We start from the raw sequence: 16,655 nt of genomic DNA, 5'->3' as shown, positions 1-16,655 counted from the left end.
CTAGGAGGTTTCTTCCATGGTGTGTCCGTTCATGACCATGCGGCGGCGCACTTCGGCTTTTTTGCCCACCAGCAGAAACCACACCGTGGTGGCCGCCAGAATGCTTGCGGCGGCGGCGAAGAGGCTCCACGCCACCTGTGTTTCCGTGGCGTGGAACATGGTGATGAGGGTAATCATGCCCGCAAGGCCCGCGCCCAGTATCCACAGGTACCCGTACAGCGAGCAGGCAAGGCAGTAGGTGAACAGAACGTTCGCCACCGCCATGAGCGCCATAGCCGTCACCACCAGCCGCAGCGCCGGGGCCGAGGCCAGATACTCCGGCCCAAACAGCGCCAGGATAACCGGCTCCGGCCACAGCCCGCACACAAGGGCGAAGCCGCCGCCAAGCAGCAGCGTCAGCCCCATGCTGAGGGCGAGGGTTTTGCCGCTCTCCTCACCGGAGGCGCTGGACTTGGCAACCTCGGGAAAGAGCACCATCAGCAGGGCGTTGGGCAGGAAAAAGGCAATGCGTCCCAGCACGGCGGCCATGGCGTAGTGCCCGGACGCTTCGGGCGTGCAGTAGTGGCGCGCCAGAACAAGGTCCAGATTGCCAAGGCCCATGATGAGCGCGGCGTTCAGAAGCACGGGAACGGTGTACCACCCCACCTGCCGCAGCATGTTGGCAGGCAGGGGCTTCGCCGGACCGATGACAAGGTCGCGCAGGAAAAAGAGGGCAAGACCCAGCGCGCCTACTACGCCAATAATGCCCGAGAGCAGCGCCCCGCCAACGCCGTGACCCAGCATGGCCACCAGCAGGGCGGCGCTTATGAGTCGGATGGCCGATGAGGAGCAGTTGCCAAGGCCAAAGCCCGTGAAGCGTTGCAGGCCCATCAGGATGCCAAGGGGAACGGGCATGATGAAGCTGATGCTGGTCAGCGCCAGCATCAGCAGAACCGGCCCGGTGGAGTCCACGTGCAGATAGCTTTGGATGCCGGTGTGCGCCAGCGTGCCCAGCAGAAAGACCGCCGCCCCGGCCAGCGTCAGCAGCAGGAGGGCGGTGCGCAGCAGTCCGCGCAGGGCCTCTTTCCCCTCCGGTTCCATGCGGATGGTAAAGCGCGAGAGCACAAGCGGCACAACAATCATGGGCGCGGATGCCAACACGGCAAGGGAGTTGAGCGCGTTAAAAACGCCAAAGTCCTGCGGCGGCAGGCTGCGCCCGACGAGGAACTGAAACATGTAGTTGAACAGGTTCCCGGAGTTCAGGAGCACCAGAATAAGAACGTTCTGCCGCAGGAAGCGCTTCATGATGGCGTATCCTTGCCCGCTGGTGGTGATGACGGCGCGCCGCGCCGCCGGAGGATGATGAATCCGTCGCGTTCAAAAACCGGCGTGGTTGTCTGCCTGGTGCGCTCCACGGCGGCGAGGAAGCCGCGGCGGACGGTGTCGTCCGTGCAGGCCCCGTAGCGCCAGTCGCACCCAAGGTCCCCGAGATAAAGGGGACGCATCAGGTCTAATACCACAAAATCAGCATGAAAGGACACCTCGGATGTGCGCGCTGCGTGGCCGGGGGCATCGGCGGAGCGACGGAGAAATGCGCTGCGTTCCGACAGCGCCTGCAAATCCGGCAGGGCGAATGCCTCATAAGCAGCGGCGGGAAAGATGACTACGCGCTCTGCGCGCAGCAGGCTGTGCCAGACCACCGTGTTCTGCGCGCTGATGCAGGTGACGCCGCTCTGGGGGATATGCTCGTCCAGCGCGCGGCGGATCATCGCATCCCGCGCGGTGGGGACGTAGGCGCGCCAGCCGTAGGACCAAATCTTGTCCGTCCAAAACAGGCGCGAGACCGGCGAGGGAGAGAGCGCCACATGTACGGCCAGCACCGCGCACAACGCCAGCGCCGTGGCCGTGCGCGGGCGGACGAGAGTAGCGGCGCAGTCCCGCACGCGGGGCCATGCGGCGCAAAAGGCCATGGTCAGTGGCGGCAGAAGTCCGGCGGTGTAGTGGTGCCCAAGTCCATAATGATTGGGCTGGGTGGACAGGAGGGACAAGGCGAGGGGCGGCAGGGCCACAATCCACCACGACGGCGCCAGAAGCGGCAGCCCCAAAAATGCGGCAATGAGCGCGACCACATAGAGGAGCTTCCCCGGCTCGCCGAACATCATGCTCAGGACTCGCGCGGGGTCCGTCAGGATGGTGCGCAGCATCTCGCCAAGGGAGCCGCCCAGCCAGCCAAAAGCGCCAGCCCCGATGGGTCCGCCGCCGCTGGGGCCAAGTCCCGGTAGCAAGACCCCCACAGCCAGCACAAAATACGCCGCGCCAAAGAGCGCAAGGGCGCTCCCCGCCACGCGGGCGCGCCGTCCATGCCGCACCAGCAGAAACAGGCCGCAAGCCGCGGTTTGCAGGGCAAAGGTCTCCTTCACCAGCGCCAGCATAAGGGCCGGAACACAGGCGCGCCCAAGGCGGCCATCTGCCTCAGCAAAGGCGAACCAAAAGAGCAGGGGGACGGCGACGGCGTCGATGTGCACGTCAAAGAGCGCGATGTACCACAGCGGAAAGGCAAGGGCGTACGCGGCGTAGCCCATGACCCCGTGCCGCCGCCAGAGTGCGGCGGCGGGCAGGGCAAGCAGGACGGCCTGTCCAATGAGTAGCGTCGGAATGCGCGCGGCGTCCGGCAGGGCGGCGTGCAGAACCGCAAGGGGAATTTTGAGCGGTTGCAAGTGCCCCCAAAACAGAACCGGCCACCAGCCCCGTTCGCTCAGGTGCTCCAGATGGTCTACCAGTAAAATCAGGTCCGCAAAGGTGGTGTGCAGGGTGAAATATTTGGCCGTGGCCATGGCCGCCAAAATGGCGCACAGCCCAAGGGCGGGCAGAAGCCCGTGGAGGCGGAGGGAAAGATGCGTCATGTCGGTATCAGCAGCCATGAACCACCGTTTGTGCCATTTTGTGTGCAGGACAAGGGGAGAAAGTTCGAGCAATATCGTCAGTGTATGATACAGTAGGGAATGTAGCGCTGTTTATCAAGTTTGCATTTGACTTGTCTGACGCGTTTCCGTATATGATTGAATAATCGCAAAAGTCTCATTTATCAGTATAAACGGCGGTTTTGCTGCACTATGAAGACACGCATCGCAGTGGTTGTTCCCGTGTACAACGAGGCCGAAAACCTTGAACTCCTTCATGAAAAGGTGAGCGAGGCGTTTGACGCCGTGCCTGCCTATGAGTGGGAGCTTCTGTTCGTGAACGACGGGAGCAAGGACAACTCGTGGCAGGTCATCGAAAAGCTGGCGCGCCGTGACGGGCGCGTGTGCGGGCTGAACCTGTCGCGCAACTTCGGCAAGGAGATGGCCCTCACCGCCGGCGTCACGGCCATGAACGGCAGCGAGGCCGTGCTGTTTATGGACTCGGACCTCCAGCATCCGCCGGACCTGTTGCCGGAGTTTATCCGCAAGTGGGAGGAGGGCGCGGACATCGTGGTGGGCATCCGCAAGCATAATGAAGGCACGTCCTTTATTAAGCGGATTGGCTCCAAGGTGTTCTATATGCTTATGACGCGTCTGTCCGATGTGGAAATTCCGCCCAATAGCACGGACTTTCGCCTGCTGGACCGTGGCGTGGTGGAAACGCTGTGCACCTTTACCGAGCGCACGCGTATGTTCCGCGGCATCATCGACTGGATGGGCTTTAACAAGAGCTTTGTGGAATTTGTGGCCCCGCGCCGCAGTTCCGGCCGTCCTGCCTATTCCCTGCGCAAGCTCGTGCGCCTTGCGGTCAACAGCCTGACGTCCTTCTCCCTCGCGCCGCTGCGCTTTACCGGTTATCTGGGAATATTCATCATTTTCATCTCCGCGCTCCTCTTGAGCTATATGCTGGTCACGGATGTGTTCCTGGACGTGCTCTATACGCCCATGGCCTACGTGGTGGTGCTCAATACGCTGCTGGTGGGCGTGATTTTGGCCGCGCTTGGCATGATTGCCCTGTACATCGGGCATATTCATACGGAGGTGGTGGGGCGGCCCCTGTTCATTGTGCGGCAGGCCTGCGGCCGCCTTGCCGAGGACGATGGTTCGCCCCCGGAGCGCAGCGTGAGCGTCTGTAAACATCCCGATATCGGGAGGTGGCACGCTCATGGCTGAGGTGTCGGTGATTATTCCGTTTCAGGCGCCGTCGGACTATCTGCGCCAGACCCTGACCCACCTTGGCACCCTGCGCGGGCCGTCCTTTGAGGTCATCCTGCTGCCCGACGGCCCTATGGAGGACGAACTGTCCGAAGCCTTGGGGCTGGATGTCCGCATTCTTCCCACCGGTCCGGTGAGTCCGGCCATCAAGCGCGACGAGGGCGCGGCAGTGGCGACGGGGCGCGTGCTGGCCTTTATCGACGACGACGCCTACCCCGCCGGGGACTGGCTGGAGAAGGCCGTGGTCCATTTTGAGGATGAGACGATCGGCGCGGTGGCCGGGCCGCAGGTGACGCCGCCGGATGACGGCTTTTGGCAGAAGGTGTCCGGCGCCATATTCGTCTCGCCCCTCAATGGCTCTGCCGCGTGGCGCTATTGGCCCGGAGACCGCCGCTTCTTTGTGGATGATTGGCCCTCGGTGAACCTGCTTGTGCGGGCCGAGGATTTCCACGCCGTCAACGGCTTCGACAACGAATACTGGCCCGGCGAGGACACCAAGCTGTGCCTCGACATCGTGCGGGAGCGCGGCAAGCGCATTCTCTACGAGCCGGAGGCTGTGGTGTACCACCACCGGCGTTCCGGGTTTGTGCGGCATATGCGGCAGGTGGGCAACTATGGCCTGCACCGCGGGTTCTTTGCCAAGCGCTATCCCGAAACCTCGCGCCGCCTCAGCTACTTTATGCCCATGGCGTTTTTCCTGTTTGTGGTGGTGGGCTGGGTGGCGCTGTTTGCGGGGAGCGTGTTTGCCGGACTGTATACCCTTGGCTGGGCGCTCTATGCCCTTGCCATCGCCTTTTCCACGCTGGGCATCTTCGCGCGGCTGCGCGACGCCCGCGTCGCCCTTGCCACGGTCCCCTATGTTGTGGGGACGCACTTCTGGTATGGGTGGCGGTTTCTGAAGGGGTTCCTGTTTGTGAGGGACCTCAAGAGCACACTCGGACGATAGCTACGACGACAGCGAGCTTCCTCCGCGTTCTGACCGGCCATGGTGGCCGCATCCGTAACGTCGCGCCGGAACCGACTAACGAGAACGGGGCACTGCATCATGAAGGTATCCATCACCTATCCGCCTCTGGAATCATCCAGAGGGGTTCCCTTGCTTTCACAGAACCGGCAGTTCCAGTGGTTCTGCAACCCCACCTACATTTATCCCATGGTGCCGGCCTCTGCGGCCACGCTGCTGGCCTCGCGCGGGCATGAGGTGCTGTGGGACGACGCCATCGCGCAGGAGATGGACCACGAAAGCTGGTTTGCGCGCCTGCGTGTGGAGCGCCCGGACCTCATCGCCATGGAGAGCAAGACCCCGGTCATCAAGCGCCACTGGACCATTGTGGACCGCATCAAGCGCGAGTGCGACTGGGGGCCGAAGGTGGCGCTGTTTGGCGACCATGTCACGGCCCTGCCGCGCGAGAGCATGGACGCCTGCGGTGTGGACTACGTCATAACGGGCGGGGACTATGATTTCGTGCTGGCGGACCTGTGCGACGCGCTGGACCACGGCGGCGAGTTGCCGCGCGGCGTGTGGCACCGGCGCGGCGCGGATGTCATGAGCACCGGCGAGCCGGACGTCAGCCATGATCTGGACCAACTGCCCATCATCGACCGCCAGCTAACCCAGTGGGAGCGCTACGCCTACAAGAACGGCAACTTCAAGTACACGCCCGGCACCTATGTGATGGCGGGGCGCGACTGTTGGTGGGGGCGCTGCTCCTTTTGCAGTTGGACCACGCTGTACCCCGGCGCAACCTACCGTACCGTGAGCGTGAATCGCCATTTGGACGAAGTGGAGCGGCTGGTCACGGAGCTTGGCGTGCGGGAGATTTTTGACGACAGCGGCTGCTTTCCCAAAGGGCAGTGGCTGGAGGAATTCTGCGAGGGCATCATAGAGCGCGGCCTGCACCGCAAGGTGGTGCTGGGCTGCAATATGCGCTGCGGCGCGCTGAGCGCGGAGCAGTGGAAGCTCATGAAGCGCGCGGGGTTCCGCTTCATCCTTATTGGCCTTGAGAGCATGGTGCAATCCACGCTGGACCGGCTGAACAAGGGCCTGAAGGTGGAGCAGATTTCCCAGACTCTGCAATGGGCCAAACAGGCCGGGCTTGAGCCGCACATCACCACCATGGTCGGCTACCCGTGGGAGACGCGCGCCGAGGCCGAGCAGACCATCGCCTTTGCCAAGGATATGTTCTCGCGCGGGTATATCGACACGCTGCAGGCCACCATTGTGGTGCCGTATCCGGGGACGCCGCTCTTTCAGGAGGCCCGCGAAAACGGCTGGCTGACCACCGAGGACTGGGACGACTACGACATGAAGCGCTCCGTGTGGAAAAGCCCGGTGGACGAGGATGACGTGATGGGCTTTACGCAGGAACTCTACCGCGCGGCGCTGTCACCGTCGTTCCTTATGCGCAAGGTGGTGTCCGTGCGCAGTGTGGACGATGTGCGGTTCTTCATCCGCGCCGGTCGCAAGCTGTTTGCGCATCTGGCGGACTTCAGCAGGACATAGGCCATGCAGCACAGCGACTATCACGCCACACGCTTTACCCACGACCCGCGGCGGCGCGGGGTGTGGAACGAGATTGCGGCCTATCTGCGCCCCTTTGTCCCGGACGGGGCGCGGGTGCTGGAGGTGGGCGGCGGCTACTGCGAGTTCATCAACGCCGTGCCCGCGGGCGAAAAGCACGTCATGGACCTGTTTGCGGACGTGGGGCGCTACGCCGACGAGGGCATCACCGCGCACGTGGGCGACGCCACGGACCTGTCGCGCTTTGAGACCGGTTCCATGGATGTGGTGCTGGCCAGCAACTTCTTTGAGCACCTGGAGCGCGATACCTTCGAGGCCTGCGCGCGGGAAATCCACCGCGTGCTGCGGCCCGGCGGGCGGCTCCTCGTCATCCAGCCCAACTTCAAATACTGCGCGGATTCCTATTTTGACGACTACACCCACCGCCTCATCTTTACCGATGCGGGGATGAAGGACTGGCTGGAGAGTCTGGCCTTTGCCGTGGAGCGTGTCGAGCCGCGCTTTTTGCCCTTTTCCATGAAGAGCCGCTTGCCCAAGGCCCCGTGGCTGGTGCGGCTGTATTTGCGCAGCCCTATCCGGCCCATGGCCGGGCAATTCTTCCTGTGCGCAGTCCGGCCCGGAGGCAGTGATGGATGAAGGTGAGGCCATGACCCCGCGCCATGGCGCGCAGAGCGCGGCGCCGGAGCAGGACATGCGCGCCATCACGCATCCCTCGGAAGGGACCCTGCGCCAGCGGCTGACGTACTTTTTGGGGCAGGGCTACACCCTGCGCGAACTGGCGTGCAAGGGCCTGCGGCTTATGGTGTGGGCGCGCATCCACCGGGCGTTGCGGCACCGATTCCGCTCCTGCGGGCGGGGGGTCATTGTGGACCCCACGTGCAGTGTGGACGGCGCGCGCTTTATCGCCCTTGGGGACAGGGTGTGGGTGCAGCGCGGCAGTTGGCTGTGCGTCCCCCTTGTGGAGATGCCGCGCCCTGATGCCCGCGCCTATCTGAGCCTTGGCAGCGGCGTGCGGGTCGGGCCGGGATGCACCCTTGCCGCCGCAAACCGCGTGGACATTGAGGACGACGTGCTCTTTGGTCCCAACGTCACCGTGCTGGACCATGCCCACGCCTACGAGGACGTCACGCGTCCCGTGTCGCGGCAGGGCATCAAGACCGGCGGCCGTGTGGTGGTGCGGCGCGGGGCGTGGCTGGCCGCCAATGTGGTGGTGCATGCCTCGGGCGGGCTGTTGGAAATTGGCGAAAACAGCGTTGTGGCCGCAAATTCCGTGGTGCTTTCCAGCGTGCCGCCACGCACGGTGGTGGCGGGCAATCCCGCTCGGGCCATCCTGCGCTATGACGACGACGCGCAGCAGTGGACCCGCGTGAGCGAACCCCTCAAGCAGGAGGCAGACCATGAGTCAACGCCGTAATTCGGGCCGATCGCCGGGCGCCCGTCCCCTTGCGCTTGCCTTGGCCGTGGCGGGGCTGCTGCTGACGGTGCTCGCCGCGCATGTGGAACTGCTCTACGACGAGCTGACCTACGTTGTGGGCGGCGCGACGGCGCTCCGCAATTTCGCCACCCTGACCTTTGATCCGCAGTTCTGGAGCTTTGAGTTTCACCCGCCGTTTATGATGTATTTCTATGGCGGGGCGTTTGCCGTGTATGTGCTGGCCAACGTTGCGGTGACGGGGCTTCCCGGCTCCATGGCCGAGCTTGCCGCGCAGGCGGCGGGCCTGCTCAAGAGCGATGCGGCGGTGATGGCCTTTCGCGTGCCCAGTGTGGTTGCGGCCCTTGTGGTGGTTTTTGTGGCGTGGCGCTGGGGCGAGCGGATTCTTGGCAGCCGCCGCGTGGGCATGTTCAGCGCGTTTTTGCTCATTGCCCTGCCGCCGTTCACGGGCATGGGCAGTGTGGCGTATTTGGAGATTGGCATGGTCGCCACGCAGGCCGTGGCCGCGTATTTGTTCATGACCGCCCTGCGCGACGGCTCGTGGCGGCGGTATTTCCTGTCTGCCGTCTTTGTGGGCTTCTCCGCCGGGACGAAGCTCTTTTCCGGCAGTATCGGCTTTGTCATTGCCACCTATATGCTGCTCTTGGCGTGGTGGTACGTGCGCGAGCACGGGCGCGGCGCGGGCATGGCGTGGCTGTCCGCCAACCGTAAGGCGCTCCTCTGGTTCCCTATATCGCCGCTGGTTCTGTACGCGGTGTGGCCGTGGCTGTGGACGGATCCCACGCTGTTTTTCAAGAACCTCGCCGTGCAGTTCACCATTGTGGGGCATGGCTTTTACAAGGGCACAACAGAGCTGGGACCGGACTACTACCTTGTCTACCTTGCCATCTGCACGCCCATACCGTTCCTCATCGCCATGCTTGGCGGCGGGGTGGCCCTGTGGCGTGAGCGGCGGCGGGACTTTTGGTTCCTTGCCCTGTGGGTGGCGTTTACCTTTGGCATCATCACCCTGAGCAAGGGCAAGCATGGCGGCTACCGCCACATTATGCCCGCCTTTGTGCCGCTGGCCGTTATGGGCGGCTACGGCGTGGACCGTTTGCTTGCATGGGCCGCGCGGCGGCAGGACGCCCTGCGCCGGGTGGTGGCCGTTGCCGCCGTGGTGGTGGGCGGCGGCTGGCTTCTTGCCTCCAACGCCATCGTTTTTCCGCACCAGAAGGACTACTTCAACGCCTTTGTGGGCGGCATGCAGGGGGCCAGCGAGGACTACATCGTGGCCGACAGCGGCGTAGGGCAGCGCGAGGCCATAGAGTACGTGGACGAGGTCGCGCCACCCGGCGCAACGGTGTGGGTGTGGGGCACCAAGCCCAACGCCTTCATGTACTCCAGCCGCGTCAATGTGCCGCGCTCCCTGGCCGGAAGCGCCGTGTTCACCGCGCGTGACAAGGAAGGCATGCCGCAGAACGAGTCCATCTATCCCCTAGAGGGCTTTGGGGCCGGGGATTTGACCTTTCGGTTCCCCTACTTTGACGAGACAAGCCGCCGCATGGGCTTTGACGCCCTCCAGCGCAGCGGGGCCACGCATGTGGTGGTGCACCGTTTGTTCCGCTACCCCGGCATGTTCCCCGGCGAGGGGCACAACCGTTTGCGCAAGCAGATTGAGGAGCGCTTTGACCCGGTAAAGACCTTTACCGTGGATGGGGTGCCTGTGGCGTGGGTGTACGACGTGCGCGGAGAAACGGGCGTGGCCGCCGGCGATGGTTCGTCCGCGCGCAGCACAGGAGGACACAATGGCTGAGCCGCTGGTGAGCGTGGTCATCCCGACCCACAACCGCGCGGGCGACCTTGAGGAGTGCATCCGGTCCGTTCAGGCCTCGGACTATGGCTCCATTGAAATCGTGGTCGCGGACGACTGCTCCACGGACAACACCGCCGCCATGGTGCGCGAGCGCTTTCCGCAGGCGCGCTATGTTGCCACGCCGCACAACGGCGGCGCGTCGCTGGCGCGCAACACCGGGGGTGAGGCCGCAACAGGGGAGCTTCTCTTTTTTGTGGACAGCGACGCCACCGTTGCGCCGGACGCCATATCACGCCTTGTGAGCGAGTTTGTGGTCAACGCGCAGTGCGGCATGGCCGGGCCTGTCATCAACTACTACGACGAGCCGGACCGCGTGTGGTTTGCCGGGGCGGATATCGACCTTGTCACCGGGCGCACCACGTATCTGACCACGCCGCCGGACCGGGGGACATCGTACCCGACGGGGCACATTCCCACGGCGTTCATGGTACGGGCCGAGGTGTTTCGCGCCGTGGGCGGTTTCGATACGCGGTTCTTTATCATTTTTGAGGAGTCGGACTTTGCCGAGGGCGTGCTGCGCGCGGGGTACGAGGTGCGCGTGGTGCCCGGTGCCACGGCGTGGCACAAGCTGTCCATTGCGGACTTTTCCGACGCGGACCAGCGCATCCAAAACGCCATTGGCCTGCGCAACGCCGGGCGGGGGTACCTTGTGTCGCGCAACCGGGTGCTGTTTATGCGCAAAAACGCCAGCCGCGTGGGCTTTGGCGTGTTTCTTGTGTGTTTTATGCCGCTTTTGACCGGGTATTATGTGGCGCAGTCCCTGCGCTTTCGGCGGCCGGACATTGCGTGGGCCACGCTTCGCGGCGTGGCCCATGGGCTGACAGGACGCTTTGCCGGGGTGGGGTGATGTGACGACACGGCTTGGGAAACCCTTCAGGGGGAGTCTTCATGACGGACCGGAAACGGGCAAGACGGGTACCACTGGCGCTGTATGGCATTGTGCTCTTTGGCGTGGCGCTGGCCATGTATGTCATCGGCGTGGCCTTGGGCTTTCCGCGCAACATTTTCTTTCCGCACAACGACACGCTGACGTGGATAAACCGCGCCATCGTTTTGTACAGCGGCATCCCGGCCATCATAGGCGTGTTCTTTATCTGCGTGGACATCTACGTCTTTCGCCCGCGGTTTAAAAACGGCGGCACCGTCCGGTTTGACGACATTGGCGAGCAGACCTGCACCGTGGCCCTCACCGCCTATAACGACGAGGAAGCCATCGGCCCGGCGGTGAAGGACTTCCTTGCCCATCCGGCGGTACGGCGCGTTATCGTCATCAGCAACAACTCCAAGGACGCCACGCTGGAGCGCGCCAAGGAGGCTGGCGCCATTGCCTACAACGAGTGCGTGCAGGGCTACGGCGCGTGCGTGCACCGCGCCCTCAAGGAGGGCCTCAAGTGGGACGACACGGCCGTTACCGTGCTGTGCGAGGGTGACATGACCTTTCGCGCGGCGGATATCGACAAGTTTTTTGCCTATCTGCCGCACTGCGACATCGTGGTGGGCACGCGCACCGTGGACCAGTTGCAGGAGGAGGGCACGCAGGTGACCCCCTTTATCCACTACGGCAACACCTTTGTGGGCAAGATGCTGGAGATGAAGCACATTGGCCGGTGCACGCTGTCCGACGTGGGCACCACCTACAAGATGTGCCGCAACGACGCCCTGCGCGGCCTGTTGGACGGGTTGGATTTCTACCGCATCAATTTGGAGTTTAACGCCTACTTCATGGACAAGGCCCTTGAAGCGGGGCAGTCCATCGTGGAGTGCCCGGTGACGTTCTATCGCCGGGTGGGGCTGAGCAAGGGCGGCAACGTCAATGCTATGGTCGCCTTCCGCCTTGGCTTGCGTATGATTCGGGGCATCCTCTTTGGCTGGTGGGATGAGCCGGAGGACCGCACCCATTGTCCAGCGCCCGGCGCGCTGAAGGAGTCGAAATAATGCGGCGCTGTGTTGTACTCTTTGCCATTGTGATGCTGCTTCTTCCGGGCGTGTGCGGCGCGTCGCCAGCCGTGCGCCAGATGGTGACGCAGGACTGGCCGGGCGACTGGGACGTGCGCGGGGCGGACATGCAGGCCGTGGACGCAGCGGCCCTGCACACAATGGCGACGCGCATAGTGGCCGCAGGCTCGCCGCGCGTTCTTGGTTCTGCCGGGCCGGTGGCCGCTGGCGGCGACACCGTCCAGCGCATGCGCAACGCAGGCTGGACCGCCTTTGCCGAGGATTTTTCCGCCGCCTGCGCCGCCGCGCGAAAGGGGCACGCCGACAAGGCCGTTGTCCTGCAAGTGGCGTACACGGCGTCATTTCCCACCACGCTGAGCTACACCCTCCTCGGGCGCGAGCGGCAGATGTTTCTGCCTGCGGCGCCGGCCGAGGCGCGCAGTATCTGCGTTCCCCTCGACCCCGGATCCGACGCCCCGCGCTGGCACGCCACACCGGAACTGCTGCGCAATGACCTGCGCGTTGAAAGCGTAAGCGCCGTGGCTCTTGACGCCGCCATGCATGACCGCGCCGTTGCCGTGGCGCTCTTTCTGGACCGCATCTTCTACCCCTACGCCGCCTCGTTTACGCTGCCTGGCGGCATGCTGCCCCTTGGGGACAGCGGGGTGAATTCGTCATTCTTTCAGTCCTCAATTGATGGGGAGCACAGCAGGGTGCGTCCCTCGCTGCTCATTGCCGCCGGGACCGAGGTGGCCAAGACCGTGACCCTTGCCGGAGAGGGCGAGGTGCGCATGGACGTGAGCGCCGCGCCTCTTGGCGTGCTCAGTCCCGTTACGCTGGAACTGCTCGCGGAGCGGGGCGGACGCAGAACGTCCCTGTGGCGCGAGAGCTTTGACCCCGCGCAGGACGTGGACGGCGCGCCGTGGTCCATGCGCGCCGTGCGTGTGCCGCTGCGCGTTGCCCCCGGCGAGCGGGTGCGCCTTGTACTGCGGGCCGAGGCCGAGGGCGGCGAGCCGGGCCTTCCCGCCGGGGTGGGCATTGTATCGGGCATGAGCGTGACGGGCGTTGTCCCCGCCGCGGCGCCTGGCCGCGCGCAGGACATCGTGGTGGTGGTGCCGGACTCACTGCGCGCGCAGACCGCCTACGACCAGCGCCTGCTGCGCTCCGGGCGCGGGCTGGCGCGGCTTATGGCGCGGCCGGATACTTTGACCTTTACCCACGCGTATTCGCCCTCCAACACGACGACGCCTTCCACCAACGCTGTGCTGCACGGGCGGCATTTGGCGGAGTTCCCCATCTTTTATTATCCGGCCCAGCCCTCAAACCTGTTTGCCTACATGCGTTCGCATGGCTACCGGACCTACTGCGTCACCACCAATCCGTATTTGATTCCGCGTTTGGAATTTTATGTGGACGAATACATCTATCACTTCGGCATCATGCATGGGGAGAAGCTGTTCAAAGCGGCGGAGGAGATTCTGGCCCGCCGCGACGCTGATGGCCGCCCGGCCTTTGTATTCATTCAGGCCATGGAAACGCACTCTCCGGATGCGGTAGGGCGCGTGGTGTCGGACTGCATGGACAAGCCGGAGAGCCTTGTCCAGTACATGCGCCACCTTGGCAAGAAGCCCTTTGCCGACATGGGCACCGTGACGCGGGTGCGGCAGGGGCAGGACATGACGTTGACCAATTACAAGGGCGCGTCCGACGCTTTTGAGTGGAACGCGCAGGAGGCCGCAGTCACCGTTAATGGCGCGCAGCGGCTGCTTATGGGCACTGCCCCCGGTGGTCTGGTGCCCTTTGATGACGATGTGGTTCTACGCAGTTTTGACGTGCGAGTGGAGTTTGGCAGTGCGGCCATGCGCGGCGCGCTGTCGCATGTGGAGGTGAACCTCTTCCGCGAGGATGGCTCCAGCCAGATGTACGCTGAGGCCCGTCCCATTGCCGAGGACGGCGCGGAGGTGACCTTCCGCGTGAATGTCTCCCACATGCTGCGCGGCGGGCCGGACGCGGTGGATGTGCCGCTGGAGGCGTTTACCGGACCGCAGGTGCTGCAACTGCATTTTGACGCGCCGGTGAGCGGGCGCATTACCGTGCGCAGTGTGGCCCGGCATACGCGCTCGCGTCAGCTTGTCGCCTTTTTGGACGAGGCGCGGGAGATGGCCGCGGCGGATCCGCTACCGCGCGGTACCCCGCCTACGATGAAGACCGGCAAGCAATACCCTCCGGAAGGGTTGCAGCACTTCCGCGACGGCTACCGCATGAAGTGGATGTACTTTGACGCCAAGTTCGACGCTTTCCTCGATGCATTGGACGCACGCTATGGCGCGGACGGTGCCGACGGCGGGGTGGCGATGCTCTATTTCGCCGACCATGGACAGTCCCTTGGCGAGCATGGCGTGTATGGGCACGGTTCGTCGCTGTACAACCAGCAGATTCATGTGCCGCTTATTGTGCATGTGCCCGGACGCTTTGACGGGGCGACCCGTACGGTGGCGGGACCGGTATCCACGGTGTCCGTCTACGCCACGCTTGTGGACCTTGTGGAGGGGGCGGGCAGTGAGCTGCTGCGCGGGGCGAGCCTGCTTGCCGCGCATGGGCGCGCGCCGCAAGGCGTGGCCTTTGCGCAGATTGACCCGCGCGAGGCCCCCCAGCGCGTCGCCTTTATGCGGGCGGACGGCAAGGTGGTCATGGACCTTGGGCAGGGCTGGACCCGCCTTACCGCCAACGATGCCGAGGAACGTCTGCTCATGGCCGCGCCGGATTTGGAGCGCGCCGCCCTGTGGCGCGCCAAGTGGTACCGGGGACTGGGCAGTGGCGCCGGAGCGCAGGCGGGCCGCGCAACCACGCGGCTGGACGTGACGCTCAACCAGAACCTCAAGGCCCTGCAGGACCTTGGGTATGTGGAGTAGCACAGTGCAGGCTCATGACAAGGTTGTCGTTCTTGGCTTTGACGGGTTGGACCCGCGCGAAGTGCAGCGGCTGATGGACGAGGGGCGGCTCCCTGCGTTTTCGGCCATGGCGGAGCGCGGCGCGTTTTCACCGGTGCGCACCACTACGCCGCCGCAGTCGCCCGTGGCATGGTCCACCATTGCCACCGGGTGCAACCCCGGTGGCCACGGCATTTACGACTTTGTCCACCGCGCGCCCGAAGAGTACCGGCTGGACCTGTCCATCCTCAAAAAGACCGGGCGCAATCCCTTTGCCGCGCCGGGCAAGCAGTACTCCCCGGCGCGCGGGGGCGTGGCGTTTTGGGAGCAGGCCTCGCGGCACAAGGTGCCCGCCACCGTCATCCGCTGGCCCGTGACATTTCCCCCGCCCATGAACGGCACGCGGATGCTGGCGGGCCTTGGTATGCCGGACATTCAGGGCAACCTTGGGCGCTATCTCTTTTACTCCACGGACGAAGCCGACCTGACGGGCAGTGGCGCGGAAAAGGTGCGCCCTGTCACGTTCTCCGGCGGCAAGGCCAAGGCCGCGCTGGAAGGGCCGCTGTATCAGGCCCTTGGCAAGCCAAAGCCCAGCGAGGTCGCCATGACCTTTGAGCGCGCAGGCACCGGCGTGGACGTGCATCTGCCGGATTCCACCATGCATCTGGAGCCGGGGCAGTGGAGCCCGTGGCTGCGGGTACGCTTCCCCTTGCCGCCCTTTTCCAAGGCGTGGGGCATCTGCCGGATGCTGCTGGTGCAGACGGAGCCGGAATTCCGGCTGTATGTGTCGCCCATCCAGATTGATCCGCGCTCGCAGTACCTGCCGCTGTCCGCCCCGGCGGAATTCGCGGCCAGCCTTGGCGGCGGGCGCAGTTTCTTTACCCTTGGCATGCCCGAGGACACCAAGGCCGTCAGCGAACTGCGCATCGGCGAGGACCATTTTTTGGCCCTGTGCGATGAGCTTATGGACCAGTGGCGGCGGATGTTCTTTGCCCTGCTGGATGACTTTCAGTCCGGGGTGTTGGCGTTTGTTTTCGATACCACGGACCGCGTGCAGCATCTCTTTTGGCGGCACAAGGACGCGGCGCATCCCTTCCACGACGCCGCAGCCGCCGCGCAGTACGGCGGCGTGGTGGACGACTACTACCAGCGCGCCGACGCCATCCTTGCCGAGGTGGTGCGCAGGCTGGGGCCGGACGTGCCGGTCATCGTCTGCTCCGACCATGGGTTCGAGACCTTCCGCCACAGCTTTCACATCAATTCGTGGCTGTCCGGCGAGGGGCTGCTTTCCCAGCACGCGGAGGGCGACGGAACGCTCTTTCGCGGTGTGGACTGGGAGAAGACCTCGGCCTACGCCGCTGGCCTCAACGCCGTGTACATCAACGAGCGCGGACGCGAGGGCGGCGGCGTGGTGCCGCCGGAGAAGCGCCGCGAGGTGCAGGAGGACATCCGCGCCCGGCTTATGGACCTGCGGCACCCGGCAACGGGAGCGCGCACCGTCAGCGACGTGGCGCTGGGGCAGGACGTCTACAGCGGGCCGTTTGCATCCGGCGCGCCGGACCTTGTGCTGGGCATGGCGCCGGGCTTTCGCGTGTCGTGGGAGAGCGCCCTCGGCGGACCGGGAGAGGGCGTCTTTGAGGACAATATGAATCATTGGAGCGGCGACCATTGCCAAGCGCCGCAGAATGTTCCGGGAATTTTGCTGTCGAACCTGCCGCTGGAGACGCAGGGTGCGGGGCTGGAGAACATCGCCCCCACCGTGCTGGAGGTGCTGGGCATCCCCCGGCCGGACACCATGCAGGGCGAACCACTCGTCAAACGCTGAACG

At 64.5% G+C, this 16,655-nt stretch carries 12 protein-coding genes; 10 read left to right on the top strand and 2 right to left on the bottom strand.

All coding sequences use genetic code 11. From position 1 onward, the window contains the following. Window positions 1–1,284 carry a polysaccharide biosynthesis protein gene (locus ACI3L3_RS01985; protein WP_404843415.1) on the bottom strand — a complete coding sequence of 428 codons (1,284 nt, stop codon included), beginning with the start codon at window positions 1,282–1,284 and terminating at the stop codon, window positions 1–3. Beyond that, window positions 1,281–2,900 carry a DUF2079 domain-containing protein gene (locus tag ACI3L3_RS01980; protein WP_404843414.1) on the bottom strand — a complete coding sequence of 540 codons (1,620 nt, stop codon included), beginning with the start codon at window positions 2,898–2,900 and terminating at the stop codon, window positions 1,281–1,283. Before ACI3L3_RS01980 ends, ACI3L3_RS01985 begins: the two co-directional genes overlap by 4 nt. A 192-nt stretch (window positions 2,901–3,092) precedes the next feature. Between ACI3L3_RS01980 and ACI3L3_RS01975 the strand changes: the two genes are divergently transcribed. The 10 genes from ACI3L3_RS01975 (at window position 3,093) to ACI3L3_RS01930 (ending at window position 16,652) form a co-directional block, all read left to right on the top strand. Further along, window positions 3,093–4,112 carry a glycosyltransferase family 2 protein gene (locus tag ACI3L3_RS01975; protein ID WP_404843413.1) on the top strand — a complete coding sequence of 340 codons (1,020 nt, stop codon included), beginning with the start codon at window positions 3,093–3,095 and terminating at the stop codon, window positions 4,110–4,112. Next, the gene (locus ACI3L3_RS01970) at window positions 4,105–5,100 is read left to right on the top strand and encodes a glycosyltransferase (RefSeq protein WP_404843412.1); all 996 of its coding nucleotides are present in this window, start codon (window positions 4,105–4,107) and stop codon (window positions 5,098–5,100) included. Before ACI3L3_RS01975 ends, ACI3L3_RS01970 begins: the two co-directional genes overlap by 8 nt. A 150-nt stretch (window positions 5,101–5,250) precedes the next feature. Next, the gene (locus ACI3L3_RS01965) at window positions 5,251–6,657 is read left to right on the top strand and encodes a B12-binding domain-containing radical SAM protein (RefSeq protein ID WP_404843411.1); all 1,407 of its coding nucleotides are present in this window, start codon (window positions 5,251–5,253) and stop codon (window positions 6,655–6,657) included. Between the two features lie 3 nt (window positions 6,658–6,660). Beyond that, entirely contained in the window at window positions 6,661–7,311 is a 651-nt protein-coding gene (locus ACI3L3_RS01960; RefSeq protein ID WP_404843410.1) for a class I SAM-dependent methyltransferase, read from the top strand. Beyond that, window positions 7,304–8,089: an acyltransferase gene (locus tag ACI3L3_RS01955; RefSeq protein ID WP_404843409.1), complete on the top strand. Its 786-nt coding sequence runs from the start codon at window positions 7,304–7,306 to the stop codon at window positions 8,087–8,089. Before ACI3L3_RS01960 ends, ACI3L3_RS01955 begins: the two co-directional genes overlap by 8 nt. Further along, the gene (locus ACI3L3_RS01950; protein ID WP_404843408.1) at window positions 8,073–9,902 is read left to right on the top strand and encodes an ArnT family glycosyltransferase; all 1,830 of its coding nucleotides are present in this window, start codon (window positions 8,073–8,075) and stop codon (window positions 9,900–9,902) included. Before ACI3L3_RS01955 ends, ACI3L3_RS01950 begins: the two co-directional genes overlap by 17 nt. Beyond that, window positions 9,895–10,809: a glycosyltransferase family 2 protein gene (locus tag ACI3L3_RS01945; protein ID WP_404843407.1), complete on the top strand. Its 915-nt coding sequence runs from the start codon at window positions 9,895–9,897 to the stop codon at window positions 10,807–10,809. Before ACI3L3_RS01950 ends, ACI3L3_RS01945 begins: the two co-directional genes overlap by 8 nt. A gap of 41 nt (window positions 10,810–10,850) precedes the next feature. Then, a complete protein-coding gene (locus tag ACI3L3_RS01940; RefSeq protein WP_404843406.1) occupies window positions 10,851–11,897 on the top strand; it encodes a glycosyltransferase in 1,047 nt (348 codons plus the stop codon). After that, complete coding sequence (locus ACI3L3_RS01935; protein WP_404843405.1) at window positions 11,897–14,809, top strand: sulfatase-like hydrolase/transferase; 2,913 nt, start codon at window positions 11,897–11,899, stop codon at window positions 14,807–14,809. Before ACI3L3_RS01940 ends, ACI3L3_RS01935 begins: the two co-directional genes overlap by 1 nt. Then, entirely contained in the window at window positions 14,799–16,652 is a 1,854-nt protein-coding gene (locus ACI3L3_RS01930) for an alkaline phosphatase family protein (protein WP_404843404.1), read from the top strand. The genes ACI3L3_RS01935 and ACI3L3_RS01930 overlap by 11 nt, the downstream gene beginning before the upstream one ends. Window positions 16,653–16,655: the final 3 nt, after the last annotated feature.

Source organism: Desulfobaculum sp. SPO524 (assembly GCF_044987625.1).
Taxonomy (GTDB): Bacteria; Desulfobacterota; Desulfovibrionia; order Desulfovibrionales; family Desulfovibrionaceae; genus Desulfobaculum.
Note: the sequence above shows the minus strand (reverse complement) of the source record. Positions and strands in the feature narration are given on the sequence as shown.

Bases quoted from the DNA above. Each gene is read 5' to 3' on its own strand.
- ACI3L3_RS01985 (WP_404843415.1), bottom strand. From the start codon at position 1,284: ATGAAGCGCTTCCTGCGGCAGAACGTTCTTATTCTGGTGCTCCTGAAC.
- ACI3L3_RS01980 (WP_404843414.1), bottom strand. From the start codon at position 2,900: ATGGCTGCTGATACCGACATGACGCATCTTTCCCTCCGCCTCCACGGG.
- ACI3L3_RS01975 (WP_404843413.1), top strand. From the start codon at position 3,093: ATGAAGACACGCATCGCAGTGGTTGTTCCCGTGTACAACGAGGCCGAA.
- ACI3L3_RS01970 (WP_404843412.1), top strand. From the start codon at position 4,105: ATGGCTGAGGTGTCGGTGATTATTCCGTTTCAGGCGCCGTCGGACTAT.
- ACI3L3_RS01960 (WP_404843410.1), top strand. From the start codon at position 6,661: ATGCAGCACAGCGACTATCACGCCACACGCTTTACCCACGACCCGCGG.
- ACI3L3_RS01955 (WP_404843409.1), top strand. From the start codon at position 7,304: ATGGATGAAGGTGAGGCCATGACCCCGCGCCATGGCGCGCAGAGCGCG.
- ACI3L3_RS01950 (WP_404843408.1), top strand. From the start codon at position 8,073: ATGAGTCAACGCCGTAATTCGGGCCGATCGCCGGGCGCCCGTCCCCTT.
- ACI3L3_RS01945 (WP_404843407.1), top strand. From the start codon at position 9,895: ATGGCTGAGCCGCTGGTGAGCGTGGTCATCCCGACCCACAACCGCGCG.
- ACI3L3_RS01940 (WP_404843406.1), top strand. From the start codon at position 10,851: ATGACGGACCGGAAACGGGCAAGACGGGTACCACTGGCGCTGTATGGC.
- ACI3L3_RS01935 (WP_404843405.1), top strand. From the start codon at position 11,897: ATGCGGCGCTGTGTTGTACTCTTTGCCATTGTGATGCTGCTTCTTCCG.
- ACI3L3_RS01930 (WP_404843404.1), top strand. From the start codon at position 14,799: ATGTGGAGTAGCACAGTGCAGGCTCATGACAAGGTTGTCGTTCTTGGC.